This is a genomic window from Ureibacillus manganicus DSM 26584 (assembly GCF_000772945.1).
Taxonomy (GTDB): domain Bacteria; phylum Bacillota; class Bacilli; order Bacillales_A; family Planococcaceae; genus Ureibacillus; species Ureibacillus manganicus.
The window spans coordinates 1-19,691 of the sequence record NZ_JPVN01000025.1 but is presented as its reverse complement, the minus strand read 5'-3'; the positions used below and the strand labels follow the sequence as shown (position 1 = coordinate 19,691).

Genomic DNA, 19,691 nt, shown 5'->3' with positions numbered 1-19,691 from the left:
AAACGGTTACAAGAAAAGCGGAAAACGCTCGCCCAGCTCCGCGTCGGCGAAAACGCCACTTATCGTCGAAAGCGCCACGTCCTGTGGCATCGTCGATATGACCAACGTCGTGTTGGCCTCTGTGGCATCGCCGACATGACCCACATCGTGTGGGCCTCAGCAACTAGCCGTTCGTAAACGTGACATCCTGTCGCACTCCCGGCACTCGGAGAAACCGATAAAAGAGCGCTCTTTGCTCTTGCAGGCGGTTTTGAAGTTGCCGAGGAGCTAGCGTTTGGAGCTAGACAACAAGAAAATTAAATAATTTTTGCTAACAAAAAAAAGAGCCTATTATATTACTTGGCTCTCATTTGCTAAAACTATTAAACGTTTGCTTCTTCCAATTCAAGAACTTCTTCACTTGCTGCATGATATGCCGCTAACACAACTTCTTGAATCATGTTTCTTGTGTCAGAATTAATCGGATGTGCGATATCACGGAACTCCCCATCAGGTGTTCTTTTACTTGGCATCGCGACAAAGAGACCAGTGTTCCCATCAATTACTCGAATATCATGAACGACAAAAGCATCGTCTAAAGTAATAGATGCGATTGCTCTCATTCTACCATCCGTTTGAACGCGTCGTAATCTTACATCTGTAACTATCATTTCATTCACTCCTCTCATTCTATGATGCTGTATAAAAAACTATAATTCTACAATATTTTCTAATTCCCTTCTTATTTTACCTAATTTTCAAAAATATTTGAATATATTTTATAAAATATTTACAATTATACAAAAAAAGGGAGAATTCTATACATTTTATAGAATTCTCCCTTTAGTTTATTCAACGATTGCAATTACTTCAATTTCCACTTTTACATCTTTTGGAAGTCTCGCAACTTCCACAGCCGAACGTGCAGGTTTATGATTACCAAAGTTTTGAGCATAAGCTTCGTTCATAGCAGCAAAATCATTCATATCTTTTAAAAATACAGTTGTTTTAACAACTTTCTCTAACGAAGAACCAGCTTCCGCAAGTACTGCTCTTAAATTTTCGAAGACTTGATTTGTTTGAGTTACAATATCACCTTCTACAAGGTCTCCACTTGCAGTAAGTGGAATTTGACCCGAACTAAAAAATAATCCGTTTACCACAATTCCTTGTGCATATGGTCCAATTGCTGCTGGCGCGTTAGTTGTTGATACAGACTTCATGTTATTTTCGCTCCTTTAAAAAGTAGTTTCCTTCACTTAATGCAATTGTTCGATCTTTCTCATTTACTTCATGTAATTTTACTAAAGAGTAGTAATCATCTACGAGCGAATCATCTGCATGCTCAGCTTCTACTAATACGGCGATTCCCGCGAGCTCACAATCAAATTCCTCTAGTAGATTTTTCATACCATTCAATGTTCCCCCAACCTTCATAAAGTCATCAGTTATAAGAACACGCTGGCCACTTTTCATACTACGTTTTGATAATACCATTGTTTGTATACGACGAGATGAACCAGAGACATAATTTATACTTACCGTAGACCCTTCCGTTACTTTACTATCACGTCTTACAACTACTACTGGTACATTTAAATGTTTTGCGATCGAATGAGCAATGGATATCCCTTTCGTTGCAACAGTCATAATCACATCAATGTGCTGATCAGAAAATGCGCTAGCAAAAACTTTTCCTACGCGATTGATTAACTCAGGATTTCCAAGTAAATCTGTCATAAATAAATATCCACCAGGTAATAATCTATCTGATTTACTTAGTTCTGAGATTAATATTTGGATTATGTCGCGTACTTCGTCATCTGTCATCTTTGGAATATATTTTACTCCACCTGCAGCACCAGGTACTGTTACCAATAACCCTATTCCTTTTTCTTCGAATGTTTCTTTTACAATCGTTAAATCTTCGCTAATCGATGATTTTGCAGAATTGTATAGATCGGAAAAATAGGTGAGTGGTATCAGCCGATGTGGATGCTCTAGTAAATAATATGTCATATCTACTAGACGTTCACTTCTCTTCCATTTCATGTGACCCTCTCCCAAAATTAAATTGTTTACTATAAGATACATGTTCAATCATTTAGAATACTTAATATTGTTCACGTTATAAGAACATAATATCATTGAAAGCCGAATATTTTATAGAAAAGGTAACACAATTGTACGAATTTAGGCAAGTGAATTCCTTTCACCTATTAATCGAACAGCAAACACTTCATCGCAAAAGCCTCTTAATCCATTATAAACTCTACTTAAACGTGTTTCGCTATCAATTAGTCCAAATACAGTCGGGCCACTTCCACTCATTAGTACACCATCTACACCAAATTTCTTCATTTGTTCTTTAATCATTACTACTTCAGGGTGCAGTTTAAATGTAACCGATTCTAGTACATTGCCTAAGCTTTTACACATTAATTCATAATTATTTTCATTTAATGCCTGGATCATTTGTTTCGTATTTGGATGCTTTACCTCATCTAAATTAAGACCACCGTAAACAGAAGCAGTTGATACTCCGATTTTGGGCTTTGCAAGAACTACCCAGCACGTAGGTGGGGCAGGTATCTGCTGAATTTTCTCACCGCGACCTGTTGCAAGGGCAGTTCCTCCATAAACGCAAAAAGATACATCCGATCCTATTTTAGCTCCAAGCTCTGCTAGAGTATCTAGAGAAAGATTTAATTCCCAAAGTTGATTTAAGCCACGTAGAGTTGCAGCAGCATCACTACTCCCTCCTGCTAAACCAGCAGCTACAGGAATTTCTTTATCGATGGTGATTGAAGCACCCATTTTAATGTTATATGTATCTTTTAACAATTGGGCTGCTTGGTAAGCTAAATTGCGTTCGTCATTTGGAACTATACTACTTGATGATGATAGTTTTATAAGGCCATCTTGTCTCGTTTCAACACCGATACGATCTGCCAAATCCACAGTAGTCATTATCATCTCAACTTCATGGTAGTGGTCTGGTCGTTTATATAAGACATCCAATGTTAGATTAATTTTTGCAGGAGCTTTAACATAAAGCATTTAATATCCTCCTATTTCAACCTTAATATCTCTTAAATTATATTTATTTTTTACTAATGGATTCATTAATGAGTCACTATATTATGTACATTCAATTTTCGCTGTCACTTATTGTAACATACTCCAATCAATGAGTCTTGACGTATTTTTGAATATGTGCAGAACCATTTTAAGTGAAGGGTGATTGCTATGATACATTGATATAAGTATTACAATGAATAATTACTTAATTTCATAATTGCCAAAAAATAAGCCAACAATAACCGTAATTACGATTATTGTTGGCCATGTTGTCAACTACTACTTATTTGTATTGTTTTGGTTTGCTTGCTCTGCTAGACCTTGCTCGGCCATTTCAATTGCGCGCTTTACCATGTTCCCTGCATCTCGGGCTCTAATTCCGCCCCAACCTTCACGCTCGACTACATCATAAAATCCGAGTTCCTTCGCAATCTCTTCTTTTAGACGGCTCGACATGATACCTTTTCTTCTTGACATGCAGTTACCTCCTCGAAATAAGTAGGTTGACATATGTAGTATGTGCAATATATTCAAATTGACTCCAATAGATAATCAACCAATAAATAGAAGGGCTGCCCTAGAAAGTTTACCTTTCAAGACAGCCCCTAAAAATATAAAAATAAGTACTAGAGATTATTTAGCCATCGCAATTTGCGTATCGTCTAAAAATGTAATCTCTACTGCTTCCGTTAAAATATCTGTGTAGCTGTAAGAAACGCGTTTGCACGCATTATCTTCCTGGTCAAGTTCAACGACAAAAACTGCGTGATAAGTATCACTTAAGATTCCAGCACACTCTACAGTTTTCTTGCGACCACCGTTTGCCTTCAATAACAGGCGCTTCCCTAAATTACTATCTAAAGATTTTTTAATGTCTGCTAACGTTTTTGGCATCTCTGCATACACCTCACTATAAATCATTATAGCCCAGAGCTTCCTAATTGTCAACAAAATATAATATTTTAACAGCAGACAATAAATCCTGTCAACTCATTTTCCATAAAAATATTGTTTTTTTAGTATATTTTAAGGATAGTTCACGAAATTATTGTTTGTAAAAGAAGGGATATAAGGAATCAGCTAGTTTTCCGAACTCCACAATCGATAATGTTTCACCTCTGCGAGAGGGTTCAATTCCACAAGATTCAAGTGCATCAATAATATCTTGCTTCTTTTCTTTCCCATGAGAAAGACCAGATTGTAAATTGTTTAGGATTGTTTTTCTTCTTTGGGCAAATGAGGCTCTTGTTACTTCAAAGAAGAAATCTTCGCTAATCACTTGGACAGGTGGCTCATTATGTTTAATAATTCGAATGACTGCAGAATCAACGTTTGGTTGTGGCATAAATACCGTCTTTGGTACAATCATTGCAACTTCTGCTGTACCGTAATATTGAATAGCAATCGATAAAGATCCATATTCTTTTGTTCCAGGTTTCGCAGTAATTCGGTCAGCTACTTCTTTTTGCATCATTACTACTAATCCTCGGATTGGAAGATTTTCTGTTAATAATTTTATAAGTATTGGCGTTGTAACATAGTAAGGTAAGTTCGCAACTACCATAACGTCTTCTAGATTAGGCATTTCTTGTTTTAGTACGGTTCTAACATCTGCTTTTAAAATATCGGAGTGAATAACTGTTACATTTTCATAAGGGCTTAACGTATCTTCTAGTACGGGTAAAAGGCGTTGGTCAATTTCAAATGCTATAACTTTCTTCGCCGCACGAGCTAGATGCTCTGTTAATGCACCGATTCCTGGACCAACTTCAATTGCACCACTTTCTTCGGATAGATTTGCATGATGTACAATGTTTCTTAAAATATTAGGGTCAATTATAAAGTTTTGTCCTAAACTCTTTTTAAACGAAAATCCATATTTATTTAGTATTTCTTTTGTTCGTATAGGTGTTGCAATGTCTTTACTCATTTTACTCCTCCTGATCTAGTTGCCTCACTGCATCAGCAAATTGCTCTACTGTAATTTGAAAAATTAATAACCTTTTATGTAGCTGTTTCCCATTCGTCATTCCTATATTTAATAATTCACCTAAACGATTTCTACGATTTTTCGACTTTGCATGTCCGATTAATCGAGCCATCATTAAATCTTCTAAAGTGATAACTTCAGGTTGTAGCCCAACACTTGGGGTATAGACATTCCTTAAAGCTTCTCGAATATCTTCATCCCTCGCATGTTCAATCCCTAATCCTTTTCCATTCTTTGCGATTGTTTTATCTTTCGATAGAAATGCATGCTTCACGCCTGGTACGTGTTGTTCAATAATTGCTCTTATTCTACGACCAGGATAGTCTGGATCAGTAAATACGATGACGCCTCGTTTTTCCTGTGCATGTAGAATCCTTTTTATTGTATCTTTTGAAATAGCTGAACCATTTGTTTCAATCGTATCCGCCTTAACCGCTCTTTTAATAGCCGTAGTATCATCTTTACCCTCTACCACGATAATTTCTTTTATATCCAAATTGCCTTTCCTCTTTTCACATTACTCTTGACCATTTTAGCATAATTCAATGGTCTACCTTGTACTTCCTTTATTACAAAAAGTAAATAATATAATTACAGTATTCCCAGAGATTCTATTGTAAAACGAAAAAACTTTCCTGAGAATCTCAGGAAAGTTAAATCACATTTTGGAAGTGAAGTTTTTTAATCTAAAATTTTTATTAGGACCTTTTTACGTCCCCATTTATATGCCTCAGATTTCGTTTGCACAAGTATGTCAATTTTATTTCCTTTAATTGAGCCACCTGTATCACCAGCAATTGCATATCCGTAGCCTTCAACCCAAACCTTTGTCCCTAAAGGAATTACATTTGGATCAACAGCAACAACTTTTAAGTCAGTATTTGCTCTTAAGTTTATTCCTGTTGCAGAAGTGCCTGAACATCCATTGCAATATGGTGTATACGCTGTCGCTGTCACATAAAACTCTTTACTACTTGTTTCTGGTGCATCATTACGAGAAACGTTTGCCGTTACAACTTTTGTTCCAACCGAAACAATCTTTGTAACTGGTTCCTTAATAACTTCTTCAGATTGTAATACTTTATTTACTACTTCTCCGTTTTCTTTTATTACCTCATAAGTTCGGGCAACGATACCTTCCTCGCCTTTGGTAACAACTTTTTCTTTACCCTTCAGTAAAGCAGAATCGGATTTTGTTTCTACTGCAAATTCTAATGGTTCTTCCACTACATCGGTAACTTTTTCTACTCGAACAATTTTGATTTTTTCTTCAGGAGTGATAACAGTCTCCAAATCATTTTCGACACGATCAAGTTCATTGAGTTTAATGTCTTGTTGCTTTAAAAAGTTAGCGACCGTAGTCGAAGTGGACCAAACCTTTTTCTCATCTAGTCCATCGACAAGCGTTACTTCAAACGCTTTTTGAATATCGATTTTGTTATCAACTAAATCTCCGTCTAACCCAGTCGAAATTTTGTCATACTGTGAGACTTCAATATTAGCTTCTTCCAAAATGCTCTTTACATTGCTTTCAGTTGTCCAAACATTTACTTCTTCTCCGTCAACTGAAATATTAACCACTCTTGCTTGTTCCCAGTTTATAGCCATACCGGCTTTAATTTCTGTATTCAATGAGGGTGTAACTTTATCATATTCTGTAATATCTATATCTTCTTCTTCTAGTAGGTCTTCTACTGTATTTGCGTGTGTGAATATATGTTGTTCTTCTCCGTTTGCACTTAGTACAATTGGAGTTTTCGTCCCTTCAAATAAAACGAACGAAATAATTGCAGCAAACAACACAAGTGAAACAATTCTTACTGTCGTCTGCTTACTCCTCAATGATCCAGAGAACAAGTTTTTCATGGAGAATTTTGTCATGAAAAAACGCCTCCTCGATACCTGTTGCATTATACGTGCTTCTTTTTTAAAAGTCAACTTCATGATTCTTTTTTTATAGCACCTTTATGGAAAATCCATCTAAAACGCAGTATAGGAGACGTAATGGAAATTTATACCTGGATTCCGAAAAGTTTGATTGCGTTTGCGGAAGTCACCCTACCAACTTCCTCAACTGAAATGCCTTTTAACTGAGCAATTTCTTCAGCGACAAGTGGTACAAAAGACGGTTCATTGCGTTTCCCGCGATATGGATGTGGTGCTAAATAAGGTGCGTCTGTTTCGATTAATAAATGCGCAAGTGGAATCTCTTTTGCCACTTCTTTTGGTGTTTTAGCATTTTTAAAGGTTACAGGTCCACCTAGACTAATCATAAAGTTCATAGCAATGCATTCTTTTGCAGTTTCAACACTGCCACTAAAGCAATGCATAATACCGCCAATTGATGCTGCATTTTCTTCACGTAGTATTTTGACTATATCTGCCGTTGCTTCACGGTTATGGATAATAATTGGCAGGTTCAATTTTTGTGCTAAATGGATTTGCTTTCTAAACAATCTTTGTTGGACATCCTTTGGGGACTTATCCCAGTGATAATCCAATCCTGTTTCTCCAATTCCGACTACTTTTGGGTGTCTTGAAAGTTCTTCAATCCACTTTAAATCATCTTCTGTGCAGTCAATTGCATCAACAGGATGCCATCCAATTACCGCATATATGAAATCATATTCGTCGGCTAACTTCATGGCTCTTTCAATTGTTTTTCGGTCAAACCCGACTACAACCATTTTTTCAACTTTTGCTTCAATTGCTCTTTGTATAACTTCTTTTAAATCTTCATCATACTGATCTGCGTTTAAATGGACATGTGTATCTATAAACATTTTTATTCTCCTAGCATTTATTTTATTGAATTAGCCTGTTACGTATTTCACAACAAAATTACATTTACATTACAGTTTAATTGAACTACGGCAAATGTAATCAAAATGTAATATTGTCGAAATGCTTATTTTGCCACAAATTTGTTATAAATTAATGAGGTTAGGTATAATTTTGCTAAAAAATAATTAATCCAATCATCTTCAGTGGCCTAAAAAAACCTGCTGAACATATCACTGTTCAACAGGTATTCATGTATTTAAATCTTATTTTACTTTTGCACCATTTTGTAGGTTTTGATCTACTGAAGCAATCGATAAAATCCCGTCATGAGAGCCTGCTAATATCATTCCTTGAGAAAGTTCCCCTCTTAGTTTAACCGGTTTTAAATTTGCTACAATAATTACTTTCTTTCCAACTAAATCTTCTGGTTTGTAATATTGAGCAATCCCTGAAACAACTTGTCTTTGCTCATAACCTAAATCAACTTGTAATTTTAATAATTTGTCTGCTTTAGGTACTGGCTCACAAGCAGTTACAGTAGCTACACGAAGGTCAATCTTTTGGAAATCCTCAATCGAGATTTCAGGAACATCTGGAACTTCAACCGCCGTCTTAACTTCTTCTGTCTGTGGAGATTTTACCGATGAGCGCATTTGTTCACGTATATAAGCAATTTCTTCTTCTGCTTCTAAACGAGGGAAAATTGGTATCCCTTTGTCAACAACCTTTGTATTCTCAGCAATAATATTTCCAAACTGTTCAATTGAATCCCACGTCAAATAATTATCAGATAATCCAAGTTGTTCTGCAATTTTCTTTGGTGTTGATGTCATAAACGGCTGTAACATTACTGCAATATGACGCAAACTTTCGGCTAAATTCGCCATCACAGATGCTAGTTTAGGCTTATTACTTTCATCTTTTGCTAGTACCCATGGTGCTGTTTCGTCAATATATTTATTGGTTCTTGATACAAGTGTCCATACATCCGCTAATACGACACTAAATTGCATTCTTTCCATGTTTTCTTCAAATTTCTTCTTTGTTTCGATAGCATGTTTTTTCAAACTAGCGTCATATTCTGTCGCTTCTAAATCATTTGATGGAATAATACCATCAAAGTATTTATTCATCATTGAAACAGTTCGATTTAACAAATTCCCTAAATCATTTGCAAGGTCGAAGTTTGTACGTTCAACAAACGATTCTGGTGAGAATACGCCATCTGATCCAAAAGGAAGTTCACGAAGTAAAAAGTACCTTGTTGCATCCAATCCATAACGTTCAATCAGCATTTCTGGATACACAACATTTCCTTTGGACTTCGACATTTTTCCATCTTTCATCATAATAAACCCATGAGCAAATACCTTTTTAGGTAGAGGTAAATCTAATGCCATTAAGAATATTGGCCAATAAATTGTATGGAATCGTACAATATCTTTCCCGACTACATGTACATCTGCCGGCCAGTATTTATTAAATAATTCCTCATTATCAGTTCCATAACCTAAAGAAGTAATATAGTTAGATAATGCATCCACCCACACGTAAATAACATGGCGAGGATCTCCAGGTACTTTTATTCCCCAGTCAAATGAAGTACGAGATACCGATAAGTCTTCTAGTCCTGGCTTAATAAAGTTATTAATCATTTCATTTTTACGAGATTCTGGTTCGATAAACTCAACATTATCTTCGTAATATTGTAAAAGGCGATCTGCGTATTTCTTCATATTAAAGAAGTAGGATTCTTCTTTTACTTTATGGACTGCTCTACCACAATCAGGGCAGTTTCCATTATCTAATTGCGTTTCTGTATAAAAGGATTCACAAGGTGTACAATACCAGCCTTCGTATTCCCCTTTATAAATATCTCCATTATCTAAAAACTTTTGGAATATTACTTCTACACTTTTAACATGTCGTTCTTCTGTCGTCTGAATAAAGTCATCATATGAAATATCCATCTGTGCCCATAGTTTCTTAGCAGCTTCTGCAATTTCATTTACATATTCTTGAGGATGTTTTCCTGCTTCATTGGCCTTTTCTTGGATTTTTTGACCATGCTCGTCCATTCCTGTCAAAAATCGAACATCGTAACCACGTAAACGTTTGTAACGAGCCATTGTGTCTGAGGCAACAGTTGTATATGCCGTTCCAATGTGAAATTTACCACTTGGATAATAAATAGGTGTTGTTATATAAAAAGTTTTTTGTTCATTCACAGTCAAACTGCCTCCAATATAATTTCTATAATATTTATTCTAACTAAGTAAGAAAATGGTTTCAATGAAAGAATATAAAGAAAGATTTTTAACAAATAATAGTGTAAAAATAACATCTATTTAGGGAACAATACAATAGTAGATATCGTTTTATATTAAGAATCTTACTTTTTTACGTTATTTAAACAATTTGTCACAAAAAATTAGTTATTTTGATATTTAATAATGCTAAATAATTGACGTTTATGGTATAACTTGGTATTATACTATTCAGACAGATAGAAAAAAATGTCGAAATGTGGCGAATACTACGAGATAAATTTAGGAGGAAAAAAGATTATATGAAATCAACAGGTATCGTTCGAAAAGTCGATGAATTAGGACGCGTAGTAATACCTATAGAACTTAGACGTACATTAGGAATTGCTGAAAAAGACGCATTAGAAATTTACGTAGATGATGACCGAATCATCCTTAAAAAATATATGCCAAACATGACATGTGCTGTTACTGGTGAAGTATCAGAAGAAAATTTCCGCTTAGCAGATGGAAAACTTATTTTAAGTCCTGAAGGTGCAGAAATTTTAATCAGAGAAATTCAAGCTCACTTAAAAAAATAGATAGAAATAGCGCTACTACAGAATGACTTTGTAACTAGCGCTTTTACTTTTTTATTGGTGATATTGTTGATATACTTCTCTTTTATTAAGTTCTCTTAGCTTTGCAACTTCTTTTATAGCATCTTTTGGCGTTTGTTTTTCATTTTCTATTAAGTAATCGATATGTTCTACAACACTCATGTCATCCCAATATGATTGTACTTCCTCTTGAATTCCGTCTGGATTACCCTCAATCACTAGACAAAATTCACCTCTTATTTCATTATTATTTGCCCATTCGATTGCTTCAGTTATTGTACCCCGTAAAAATTCTTCAAATTTTTTTGTAAGTTCTCTCGCTAAAACTATTTTTCGATTACTACCTAAAGCTAAATCTAAATCTTTCAAAGTCTCTTTTAAACGATGCGGTGCTTCATAAAAGATAATTGTTTCTTCTTTTCGAGCAATTATTTCTAATTGTTTTCGACGCTCTTTTTTTTGTCGGTGTAAAAATCCAAAGAAATAAAATGGTTGAGGGGAAATCCCTGAAGCAATTAAAGCTGTAAGAGCTGCATTTGCCCCTGGTACAGGGACTACAGCAAAATTTTCTTCAATTGCTTTTACTACTATATCTGCTCCAGGATCTGAAATACATGGAAGGCCTGCATCACTAACTAGTGCAACAGATTTGCCTTCTCGTAAAAATTGAAGAATCTTTTCTCCACCCTGGTCTTGGTTATGTTCATGGTAACTAACTAATGGTGTTGCAATCTCAAAATAGTTACAAAGTTTTTTTGTATTGCGTGTGTCTTCCGCTGCAATAACATCTACTTCTTTTAATATACGTAGTGCTCGAACAGTCATATCTTCCAAATTCCCTATCGGAGTAGCTACTAAGTAAAGACAACTTCCTTGTTCATGCTGACTACTTTTTTGCGATTTCATTTTAGCCCTCCAATATAATTTAATTTATCTCGTCGACCTAATTGCTTAAATGCATATTCTGCTCTCATTGCCTCTTGTTTCGTTTCAAACGTTTCATAATAAACACATTTTACTGGAGTGCGAGGTTTTGTATATTTTGCACCTTTGCCAGCATTATGTGTTGCAATTCGTTTTTCTAAATTATTTGTATAACCCGCATACAGGGAATTGTCCGCGCACTCAAGTACATAGAAGAAATGATTAGCCTTTGTCTCCATATAATATCTCACTCACTTCTTGTGTATACTGATTTTGATCATTATAGACATACAATGGCGGTAGTATCTTTAAATCTGGTTTACCGTCCTTTATTCCTTCTATTAATAATGTGTTTGCTTCTTTACCTTCTTTCGGATAAACAAATCGAATGCGCTTTGGCTCGATGCGATTTTCCCTCATAGCTGTAACAATATCAAGTAAACGGCCTGGTCGATGGACAAAAGCTGCTTTTCCACCTTGTTTTAATAGTCTACTACTCGCTTCAATCGCTTCATTTAATGTTAGATGAATCTCATGTCGAGCAATAGCGTAGTGCTCACTTGTATTTTTATCACTTAGTTCATTCGCAGTAAAATATGGAGGGTTACAAGTGACAACATCATACTTTTCAATTCCTAACATTGGAGGAACTTCCTTTACATCACCATGAATCATGGAAATCTGGCTTTCTAACTTGTTATATTTAATACTGCGAGCAGCCATATCATATAGCCGCTCTTGCAACTCTACTCCAATTATATTCGCCTTAGTCCTTGCACTTAAAAACAATGGGATAACACCATTTCCCGAACATAGATCAACAATTTGACCTTTCTGATACGGTATACTAACAAATCGAGATAAAAGGACTGCATCTAACGAAAAGGAAAAAACAGAAGGGCTCTGAATAATTCGTAAATCTTCTGCTAATAAAAAATCGAGTCGTTCATCATCCTTTAACCACTGCTCCTGCATTTTTAACATCTCCTCCAATCTTTATCATTAGAAAAACACAACTCGACCTAGATAGGCCGAGTTGTTAATTTACTTATGCGGCTTTACTCAAAAGCTTCAATAATATAAACGCTAAGAAAAGACTGAACACCACATAAATGTGGATTCAGTCTTTAAATTAATATCATCATTAACTATTTTGTTTGTTTAAAAATGATAAACAGAACAGGCAATCTTCGCCTTTTCGTATACTTCCAAAATGGACATGACAAACATGGAAACCTTCATGATATAAACGTGCTAAGTTATCATACCCTTCACCGATTTCTAATGTTTTAACTGGTTTATCATCACGATCATTAGTAGTGTCATCACTGTTCTGAGATAACAGTTCTTCTAAACGCCGACGTAAGTGAAGGTTTTCCGTTTGAAGCGTTTGATGTTCTTCCACCATATGTGCAACAAATTGTTTTAGTTCGTTATATTGATGTTGTAACGACTCGAGCTGTTGTTCGAACTCCATAACAGATTCTAAGAAATTACGGTCCTTCACGAAAAGCCCACCCCATTTAAGATTAATCAATCAAATACACATTAGCGTATTTGCAACTGTTACAAGCTTTTGCCGCATAGAAAAAAGTGCCCAAATACATCCGTTTGCTTGAGGTACCACAGAAAAATCATTGGCTTCACCTAATGCATCTAAGTGAACATTATATAGGTCACATAGACGTTACTACGCAAATTGACAATATTCGTCTAAGTTAATTTGTTTCGTATCAAAATAGGTAGAATTTCTAGTTTTCTACACTGCTATTACCTTACCCATACCATACAACATTCTCTAAGTAGCTAATACCTATATAAAGTTTTTCTCACAGTCGAGTATTTCGTCTAATGAGTATTCCGCAGTTCTTTCTTGTTCCTCTAGGTAAACTTGAAGGATACGTTCTAGGACATTGATTCCTATTACTTTCCCGTAACCATCTGGTGTCATTGTCAACTCGCCAATATCTGGCATTCCTTCTTTGGCAGATTCATAATCATCATTTTCGTATTTTAAACAGCACATTAAACGGCCACAAATTCCAGAAATCTTCGTTGGGTTTAATGACAGATTCTGATCCTTAGCCATTTTAATAGATACTGGATCGAAATCACCCAAAAACGTTGAACAGCAAAGCATGCGGCCACATGGACCTATACCACCTAATAGTTTTGCTTCATCACGCACACCAATTTGACGTAGTTCAATTCGAGTTCTAAAAATCGCCGCCAAATCCTTAACTAATTCACGGAAATCCACACGACCTTCAGCAGTAAAATAGAATATTATTTTGTTGCGATCAAATGTATATTCTACATCAACAAGCTTCATATCTAATTTATGTTCAACAATTTTTTGGTTCGCTAAATCAAAAGCTCGTTTCGACTCAAGCTGGTTTTCTTCAACTTGGATCTTGTCACGTTCGTCAGCGGGACGTAAAACTTGTTTTAATGGTAAAACAACATCTTTTTCGCCCACTTGCTTCATAGGAACAACAACTTTTCCAAATTCAACCCCACGGGCTGTTTCTACTATTACGTGCTGCCCCTTTTCTAGTAGATACACCGCAGGATCAAAGTAATATATTTTACCCGCTTTTTTAAAGCGGACCCCTACTACATTATACAAATGTATATCCCTCCTGCAGATTAAGCATAAGCTGCTCCATCATAAGCGTACGATTCATATTACGCTGTAAATTTTGCCTTGCTTGCAAAATTGCTTGCATATGATTTGATAACTGTTCATACGTACTATGTAAGGCTATTTCGTTAAAACTTGCTAACATGTCCGGAAAAACAAGTACATTTTTCAAATCGGCTTTTACAGCAACGATGTCTCTATATGCAAAAAGCAATAAATCGAGAGCTTGCTCAATTTCGCTTTTTTCTTTAAATGAAGGAAGCCAATCTTCATATACAATAAATAATGCTTCATGTATATTTCTTTTGATTGCTTCAACTAATTTTAACACTGTTTTTCTTCCATGTGCAAACTGCTCGTCATTTGCTAAAAAAATTGCTGTTTCAAGACTATTAGTTAATTGGCTAACAGTTGAAGCCATTGAAAGGGATATTCCCTCTGCTTGCATTTTTTCCATTAAAATTTCGCGTGGAACATTTGCAAATTTTATTTGCTGACATCTTGATTGGATCGTAGGTAAAATTGACTGATAGGCTTCCGTTAACAATATTGCCGTTACTTCACCTTCTGGTTCTTCTAGAAACTTAAGTAATGTATTTGCTGACGAATTATTAAAGCGGTCCGCATGATGAATAATATAAAATTTACGGCCTTCTTCAAAACCAGTTCGAGTCATCCCTAGGATTAGCTCACGTATTTGGTCTATTTTAATAAACTGACCATCTGGTTCTATCTGTAGTAAGTTAGGGAAATTACCAGATTCAATTCTTCTACAATTTCTACATGTTTCACATGGAACATTTTTCGACACGTTAAGACATGAACATAACTTCACAAAAAACATTGCAACTTCGCTTTTCCCTGTCCCTTTTGCACCATCAAATATATACGCATGTCCAGTCCGATTTTTTTCATAAATTGTTTGAAGTTGCTTTATAACAACGGGTTGTATCTTTGTTAGTTTTTCGATATTTTCGATCATGCTTTCACCTAATTCTATAAAGAAGATATTTCTTCATATTTTAGAAAAAATCCCGTGTCGCCATTGAGACACGGGCTACATATATAAATTAATTAATAGTCCTTTGATTTCGCCAATTTTATCAAGCAAATCAATGGTTTCTTTTTCTTCATTTAATAAGTCCTCAGCAAGTTCAACTAATTTCTCATCAATTGTCTCTACTACTTTTAGTCGTCGGCCTTCGCCATAACGATTCCAGGTGTGTGACTGTTTCATTTCAAGGCCATATTTTACAGCTTCCTGCAAGAAGCGTTTAATAAGCATTTTAAACCGAGCTAGTTCTCTTAAATTTCGAGATTTAGCTACACGTTCACCAGCTGATGAAATATCACCTAATAATCTTGTTAGCTGTTCTTGTTGCATTTTTGATCCTTGTTTTATAATCATCTCACCAAAGCGATTACCAACTTGGTTGCCATGTTTAATATCGTGTTGATTTGTGTTTAAACCTACGCGTAGATCTTGATTTATTTTCAATGATTTCGCCTCCACATTCGTTTGGACGCTTTGTTTAGAGAAATTATATCGTAACTTATAAAGATAATTGGTTATATGCTCTTAAAAATGATGGAACTGTTCAATTGGTAAAACAAATACTGTAGCCCCACCAACTTCTACTTCAACAGGGTATGGTATATAAGAATCTGCATTTCCTCCAAGTGGAGAAACTGGAGATACAAGTTGTTCTCTCGAACGACAATTATCACGAATAATATCAAGCAATTGAGGAATTTTTGAATCATCTGTTCCTATGAGAAAAGTTGTATTTCCTGAACGCAGAAATCCACCTGTACTTGCTAACTTTGTAGCACGGTAATTATTTTTTGTTAAAGCACCCGCCAAGCGATTACTATCCTGATCCTGAACTACAGCTACAACTAATTTCATCTTAGATCACTCCTCATGTTTTTTGTAAATTCGTGTCAACTCCAATGAATGCCTATTTTTATATTATATAATCAATTCCCTCTAGAGGTTCTAACTATGAAGGAATTTCTTTAAAATTAACTAGTGCACTTTCCTAATTGCTACTTTCTATTGCAAATAAAACTTATAAAATTATCCAAAAAGAAAAGTGAAATGTTGCTATTATTATAGCATAAGAAGATAGAATACTCATTTCTTTTCATTTAGAAAGTTTGTTAAAATGTCCCAAACATTTTCTACTACTTGGTCTAAATGTTGGTCTGCATTTACAAGTTTAATTCTATCTGGATAGCGGTTCATTACAATATGATAACCTTCCCTTACTCTCTTGTGAAACGCTAAACTTTCTACGTCTAATCGATTCACCTCACGCGAACTATGAGCTTGTATACGAGCTAGTCCCACGCTTGGTTCTAAATCGAATAATACTGTCAAGTCAGGCATACGTTTACCAATAGCAAATTCGTTAATTGCTAAAACTTCATCAATACCAATTCCACGTGCATGTCCTTGATACGCCAATGATGAGTCTATAAAACGGTCACATAAAACAAGTTGTCCTTGGTGAAGTGCCGGTATCACTTTTTCATAGAAATGTTGACTTCTTGCTGCTGCGTATAATAGAGCTTCTGTTCGTTCATCCATTGCCGTATGTGCTGGGTTTAAAATCACTTCACGTATTTTTTCTGCAATTTCAATTCCACCTGGTTCCCTAGTAGATAAGACATCAATATTTTGCGTTTGCATTCTTTCTACTATCTTTTGTAAGACCGTAGATTTGCCTGCTCCTTCTGGACCTTCAAATGTGATAAATAAATTTCTTTTCATCTTTATATTCCTCCGATTGTTACTTTATGACTAAGATGAGCCTTTCTTCTAAACGATGTTGCCCTTGAAATGAAGCTCCCATCATAAGTAACTCTTCTAGCTGACTTAATTTTGAAACTGTAATTTTCTCCCCAGGCACAAATAATGGAATACCAGGTGGATAAGGAATTATCATTCCAGCAGATATTCGACCGAATGAGTGCGTATAGGGAATCCATTCCTTTTCAGACTGCTCGACCTGTTCGAAAGATTGTTCGGGCATTACAACTTTAGTAATTTCGAAAGAAGGTATCTTGTTCTGTTCAGTAGTTCTTTGTACTTTCTTTAAATCAATAACCGCATCTTTTATTTGGGATTTTATTTCGGCAAAGGGATATGTTTGACCCTGTTTTAGTAATGGTAGTATAAGCAACACTTGTTTGTTATCAGCTAATTCTACATATACATTTTTTTCTTCAAGTGCAGCTTTTAACTGAAAACCTGTGTATCCTTTTACTCTTAATAGAATTTTTAGCCTATCATCTACTTCAACCACTTCTAATGATTGGATTGTTTGTAAGGCATCAACAAAGAGCTGTCTTTTGTTTAAATAGTAATTTCCATCAATCTCTAAGTAATTTTGTATATAATGTCTAGCATCATCTAGTGATGCTAAAAGTAGATAAGATGGGCTACTTGACTGTAACATACGTAAATAATGATTTACTTTCTCAACATTAACAAGTTTAGATTTAATATGCAAAAAAGATGACATTGTCATTGCGGGTAATGTTTTATGTGCAGATTGGACAACGACATCAGCACCAAGCTGAAGTGCTGATGTTGGAAAAATACTGCTTGCTATTAAATGTGCACCATGGGCTTCATCTACTAATACTGGGATATTTATTGAATGGCATAGATCTATTTGAGCCTTCAAATCCTTTGAGGTAATTCCGTAATATGTTGGATAAGTAAGTACAACTGCTTTTATATCCTTATGTAATTGTAAAGCTTCTCTTAAGGTTTCAAGTGAAACCGAATTAAAGGTTTGAGTGTTTTCATCCCAATCAGGGGTCACATAAATAGGCGTTGCTCCTACAAGTTCGAGTGCATGAAAGATAGATTTATGTGCGTTTCTTTGAACAATGATTTTCTCATTCCGTTTACAAGTGGCATAGATCATCGCTAAATTTCCTACAGTTGAACCATTTACTAAAAAGAAACTTCGATCTGCATTATATGTTTCTGACAATAATTGTTCCGCTTTTAAAATAGCTTCTTCTGGATGATGGAAATCGTCTAATCCTGTTAACTCCGTTAAATCATATGGTAATATACTTTTCACTTCTTCAGGCAATGTTGATATTAAACCATTTTTATGACCTGGCACATGCATGGATAGCGGTCTTTTTTCTACAAAGGCTTGCAAGGCTTCTACTAGCGGCTTCTCCTTTTTCATCTTCTCACTCCGTTCAAGTATCTCCCCTTATTATACTAATTACCATGTAAATAACGAAACTCGTTTATAAAAAAGGATCGAATTCATTCATTGAATTCAATCCTCATACTTTAATTTAGAATTTTTCACTTGTGTCTATCAATGGTTCAATCGATCTAACACAGCTTCAACATTATCCCATACATAAATTCTTTCAACTAATGGTTTCCCACCAATCTTAATTTGAACGGTTTTGTATAACTTCGCACCATAATGTTCATAAAATGCACATGTCTTATTTTTATCTAATACATCAACAAAAACCTTTTCATAGCCTTGTTGCTTAATTTGTGAAAATAATTCCTTAAGTAACGCTTTCCCAATGCCCTTCCCTTGATATTCCTCTAGTAAGTAAATGGATGTAAGGTCTGTTGAATTAGAAACTGTATTTGTTTCTCTTTTTGCGAAAACGGCAAAACCAACAATTTCGCCTTCTGAATTCTCTGCCACTATTACATAATTTTCTGTTTGGGAAAGATTTCGAATCCACAATTCAGTCCTTTGTTCATAGGACAGATTATTTAAAAACTCCTCTGAAATAATTCCTTTATAAGTTGTTCTCCAACTGTCTACATGAACTTTTGCAATTCCTTTAGCATCATCTTTTGTTGCTTTTCTAATATTCATAATACAAACACCTCCAAATTTAAGGTTCTACAAATTATGTAAAAATACCTTTGTTCAATTAACAATATGCTAGACATTTCTACCTCTTAAAAGTAGATAAATAGGTATTAAAATTAGGATCTTTACAATAACTATTGTACGGACTTTGGCGGTGTGCTCAACTTCAATATTTTTCATGATATCTCATCGTGGTTTTCTACCCCTACTGTCACGTAAACCTGCCTTTCGTGACAACTCGTCTTGATTTTCCACCTCTACTGTCACGTAAACTCGCCTTTCGTGACAACTCATCTTGATTTTTCACCTCTACTGTCACGTAAACTTGCCCTTCACGTAAACTTGCCCTTCGTGACAACTCATCGTGGTTTTCCACCCCTACTGTCACGTAAATCTAGCTTTCTTAACAACTTATTGTGATTACTTACCTCAAGCATCACGTAAATTCTAACAACAAAAAGTTTCCGAAGTATACTTTTATAAGAACTATAAACATAATAGAGTAGGGTGACCATTTTCATGGCCACCCCCTCATCAAACCGT

General features: G+C 35.3%; 24 protein-coding genes. 1 reads left to right on the top strand and 23 read right to left on the bottom strand.

All coding sequences use genetic code 11. The annotated features are described in order from the left end of the window. Positions 1-362: 362 nt before the first annotated feature. The 11 genes from spoVG to metG form a co-directional block, all read right to left on the bottom strand. The gene (spoVG, locus tag CD29_RS16045; RefSeq protein ID WP_036189118.1) at positions 363-650 is read right to left on the bottom strand and encodes a septation regulator SpoVG; all 288 of its coding nucleotides are present in this window, start codon (positions 648-650) and stop codon (positions 363-365) included. A gap of 177 nt (positions 651-827) precedes the next feature. Beyond that, on the bottom strand, positions 828-1,202 hold the full coding sequence (locus CD29_RS16040) for a RidA family protein (protein ID WP_036189115.1): 375 nt from the start codon (positions 1,200-1,202) through the stop codon (positions 828-830). A 1-nt stretch (position 1,203) separates the two neighbouring features. Beyond that, on the bottom strand, positions 1,204-2,031 hold the full coding sequence (gene purR / locus CD29_RS16035) for a pur operon repressor (RefSeq protein ID WP_036189112.1): 828 nt from the start codon (positions 2,029-2,031) through the stop codon (positions 1,204-1,206). Positions 2,032-2,172: 141 nt separating this feature from the next. Continuing rightward, positions 2,173-3,039: a 4-(cytidine 5'-diphospho)-2-C-methyl-D-erythritol kinase gene (gene ispE, locus CD29_RS16030; RefSeq protein WP_036189109.1), complete on the bottom strand. Its 867-nt coding sequence runs from the start codon at positions 3,037-3,039 to the stop codon at positions 2,173-2,175. 300 nt (positions 3,040-3,339) lie between these two features. Then, the gene (locus CD29_RS16025; protein WP_036189108.1) at positions 3,340-3,537 is read right to left on the bottom strand and encodes a small, acid-soluble spore protein, alpha/beta type; all 198 of its coding nucleotides are present in this window, start codon (positions 3,535-3,537) and stop codon (positions 3,340-3,342) included. Between the two features lie 156 nt (positions 3,538-3,693). Continuing rightward, positions 3,694-3,954 carry a biofilm formation stimulator Veg gene (veg, locus tag CD29_RS16020; protein ID WP_036189170.1) on the bottom strand — a complete coding sequence of 87 codons (261 nt, stop codon included), beginning with the start codon at positions 3,952-3,954 and terminating at the stop codon, positions 3,694-3,696. 151 nt (positions 3,955-4,105) lie between these two features. Next, positions 4,106-4,990 (bottom strand): 16S rRNA (adenine(1518)-N(6)/adenine(1519)-N(6))-dimethyltransferase RsmA, encoded by an 885-nt coding sequence (rsmA, locus tag CD29_RS16015; protein WP_036189106.1) that lies wholly within the window; start codon positions 4,988-4,990, stop codon positions 4,106-4,108. Between the two features lies 1 nt (position 4,991). Beyond that, the gene (gene rnmV / locus CD29_RS16010; RefSeq protein ID WP_036189104.1) at positions 4,992-5,546 is read right to left on the bottom strand and encodes a ribonuclease M5; all 555 of its coding nucleotides are present in this window, start codon (positions 5,544-5,546) and stop codon (positions 4,992-4,994) included. A gap of 185 nt (positions 5,547-5,731) precedes the next feature. After that, on the bottom strand, positions 5,732-6,931 hold the full coding sequence (locus CD29_RS16005) for a G5 and 3D domain-containing protein (RefSeq protein WP_036189102.1): 1,200 nt from the start codon (positions 6,929-6,931) through the stop codon (positions 5,732-5,734). 131 nt (positions 6,932-7,062) lie between these two features. Beyond that, a complete protein-coding gene (locus tag CD29_RS16000) occupies positions 7,063-7,833 on the bottom strand; it encodes a TatD family hydrolase (RefSeq protein WP_036189099.1) in 771 nt (256 codons plus the stop codon). A gap of 264 nt (positions 7,834-8,097) precedes the next feature. Then, positions 8,098-10,062 carry a methionine--tRNA ligase gene (gene metG, locus CD29_RS15995; protein ID WP_197061775.1) on the bottom strand — a complete coding sequence of 655 codons (1,965 nt, stop codon included), beginning with the start codon at positions 10,060-10,062 and terminating at the stop codon, positions 8,098-8,100. Positions 10,063-10,403: 341 nt separating this feature from the next. Between metG and CD29_RS15990 the strand changes: the two genes are divergently transcribed. Further along, complete coding sequence (locus CD29_RS15990; protein ID WP_036189093.1) at positions 10,404-10,682, top strand: AbrB/MazE/SpoVT family DNA-binding domain-containing protein; 279 nt, start codon at positions 10,404-10,406, stop codon at positions 10,680-10,682. Positions 10,683-10,733: 51 nt separating this feature from the next. Here the strand turns inward: CD29_RS15990 and rsmI are convergent, their stop codons facing one another. From rsmI to CD29_RS20605, 12 genes are all read right to left on the bottom strand, one after another. After that, positions 10,734-11,606 (bottom strand): 16S rRNA (cytidine(1402)-2'-O)-methyltransferase, encoded by an 873-nt coding sequence (rsmI, locus tag CD29_RS15985; RefSeq protein WP_036189091.1) that lies wholly within the window; start codon positions 11,604-11,606, stop codon positions 10,734-10,736. Beyond that, complete coding sequence (locus tag CD29_RS15980) at positions 11,603-11,863, bottom strand: GIY-YIG nuclease family protein (protein ID WP_036189089.1); 261 nt, start codon at positions 11,861-11,863, stop codon at positions 11,603-11,605. The genes rsmI and CD29_RS15980 overlap by 4 nt, the downstream gene beginning before the upstream one ends. After that, the gene (locus tag CD29_RS15975) at positions 11,847-12,599 is read right to left on the bottom strand and encodes a tRNA1(Val) (adenine(37)-N6)-methyltransferase (RefSeq protein WP_036189087.1); all 753 of its coding nucleotides are present in this window, start codon (positions 12,597-12,599) and stop codon (positions 11,847-11,849) included. Before CD29_RS15975 ends, CD29_RS15980 begins: the two co-directional genes overlap by 17 nt. A gap of 169 nt (positions 12,600-12,768) precedes the next feature. After that, on the bottom strand, positions 12,769-13,131 hold the full coding sequence (yabA, locus tag CD29_RS15970) for a DNA replication initiation control protein YabA (protein ID WP_036189085.1): 363 nt from the start codon (positions 13,129-13,131) through the stop codon (positions 12,769-12,771). A 306-nt stretch (positions 13,132-13,437) separates the two neighbouring features. Next, positions 13,438-14,253: a PSP1 domain-containing protein gene (locus tag CD29_RS15965; RefSeq protein ID WP_036189083.1), complete on the bottom strand. Its 816-nt coding sequence runs from the start codon at positions 14,251-14,253 to the stop codon at positions 13,438-13,440. Then, entirely contained in the window at positions 14,246-15,250 is a 1,005-nt protein-coding gene (gene holB / locus CD29_RS15960) for a DNA polymerase III subunit delta' (protein ID WP_036189081.1), read from the bottom strand. The genes CD29_RS15965 and holB overlap by 8 nt, the downstream gene beginning before the upstream one ends. A gap of 75 nt (positions 15,251-15,325) precedes the next feature. Further along, positions 15,326-15,766 (bottom strand): YaaR family protein, encoded by a 441-nt coding sequence (locus tag CD29_RS15955; protein ID WP_036189080.1) that lies wholly within the window; start codon positions 15,764-15,766, stop codon positions 15,326-15,328. 81 nt (positions 15,767-15,847) lie between these two features. After that, positions 15,848-16,177, bottom strand: coding sequence for a cyclic-di-AMP receptor (locus CD29_RS15950; protein WP_036189077.1), 330 nt, complete (start codon positions 16,175-16,177; stop codon positions 15,848-15,850). A gap of 228 nt (positions 16,178-16,405) precedes the next feature. Next, on the bottom strand, positions 16,406-17,044 hold the full coding sequence (gene tmk / locus CD29_RS15945; protein ID WP_036189074.1) for a dTMP kinase: 639 nt from the start codon (positions 17,042-17,044) through the stop codon (positions 16,406-16,408). 19 nt (positions 17,045-17,063) lie between these two features. Then, a complete protein-coding gene (locus CD29_RS15940) occupies positions 17,064-18,485 on the bottom strand; it encodes an aminotransferase class I/II-fold pyridoxal phosphate-dependent enzyme (RefSeq protein WP_036189071.1) in 1,422 nt (473 codons plus the stop codon). A gap of 138 nt (positions 18,486-18,623) precedes the next feature. Beyond that, positions 18,624-19,151, bottom strand: coding sequence for a GNAT family N-acetyltransferase (locus CD29_RS15935; protein WP_036189068.1), 528 nt, complete (start codon positions 19,149-19,151; stop codon positions 18,624-18,626). A 356-nt stretch (positions 19,152-19,507) separates the two neighbouring features. Then, a partial coding sequence (locus tag CD29_RS20605) for a hypothetical protein (protein ID WP_036189066.1) occupies positions 19,508-19,691 on the bottom strand: 184 nt, incomplete at its 5' end.

What these genes read in the sequence shown, in the direction of transcription:
- tmk (WP_036189074.1), bottom strand. Translation starts at nt 17,044, where the DNA reads ATGAAAAGAAATTTATTTATCACATTTGAAGGTCCAGAAGGAGCAGGC.
- holB (WP_036189081.1), bottom strand. Translation starts at nt 15,250, where the DNA reads ATGATCGAAAATATCGAAAAACTAACAAAGATACAACCCGTTGTTATA.
- CD29_RS15935 (WP_036189068.1), bottom strand. Translation starts at nt 19,151, where the DNA reads ATGAATATTAGAAAAGCAACAAAAGATGATGCTAAAGGAATTGCAAAA.
- veg (WP_036189170.1), bottom strand. Translation starts at nt 3,954, where the DNA reads ATGCCAAAAACGTTAGCAGACATTAAAAAATCTTTAGATAGTAATTTA.
- CD29_RS16025 (WP_036189108.1), bottom strand. Translation starts at nt 3,537, where the DNA reads ATGTCAAGAAGAAAAGGTATCATGTCGAGCCGTCTAAAAGAAGAGATT.
- CD29_RS15940 (WP_036189071.1), bottom strand. Translation starts at nt 18,485, where the DNA reads ATGAAAAAGGAGAAGCCGCTAGTAGAAGCCTTGCAAGCCTTTGTAGAA.
- CD29_RS15990 (WP_036189093.1), top strand. Translation starts at nt 10,404, where the DNA reads ATGAAATCAACAGGTATCGTTCGAAAAGTCGATGAATTAGGACGCGTA.
- CD29_RS16040 (WP_036189115.1), bottom strand. Translation starts at nt 1,202, where the DNA reads ATGAAGTCTGTATCAACAACTAACGCGCCAGCAGCAATTGGACCATAT.
- CD29_RS15975 (WP_036189087.1), bottom strand. Translation starts at nt 12,599, where the DNA reads ATGCAGGAGCAGTGGTTAAAGGATGATGAACGACTCGATTTTTTATTA.
- CD29_RS16000 (WP_036189099.1), bottom strand. Translation starts at nt 7,833, where the DNA reads ATGTTTATAGATACACATGTCCATTTAAACGCAGATCAGTATGATGAA.
- CD29_RS16005 (WP_036189102.1), bottom strand. Translation starts at nt 6,931, where the DNA reads ATGACAAAATTCTCCATGAAAAACTTGTTCTCTGGATCATTGAGGAGT.
- ispE (WP_036189109.1), bottom strand. Translation starts at nt 3,039, where the DNA reads ATGCTTTATGTTAAAGCTCCTGCAAAAATTAATCTAACATTGGATGTC.
- rsmA (WP_036189106.1), bottom strand. Translation starts at nt 4,990, where the DNA reads ATGAGTAAAGACATTGCAACACCTATACGAACAAAAGAAATACTAAAT.
- rsmI (WP_036189091.1), bottom strand. Translation starts at nt 11,606, where the DNA reads ATGAAATCGCAAAAAAGTAGTCAGCATGAACAAGGAAGTTGTCTTTAC.
- spoVG (WP_036189118.1), bottom strand. Translation starts at nt 650, where the DNA reads ATGATAGTTACAGATGTAAGATTACGACGCGTTCAAACGGATGGTAGA.
- purR (WP_036189112.1), bottom strand. Translation starts at nt 2,031, where the DNA reads ATGAAATGGAAGAGAAGTGAACGTCTAGTAGATATGACATATTATTTA.
- CD29_RS15950 (WP_036189077.1), bottom strand. Translation starts at nt 16,177, where the DNA reads ATGAAATTAGTTGTAGCTGTAGTTCAGGATCAGGATAGTAATCGCTTG.
- CD29_RS15980 (WP_036189089.1), bottom strand. Translation starts at nt 11,863, where the DNA reads ATGGAGACAAAGGCTAATCATTTCTTCTATGTACTTGAGTGCGCGGAC.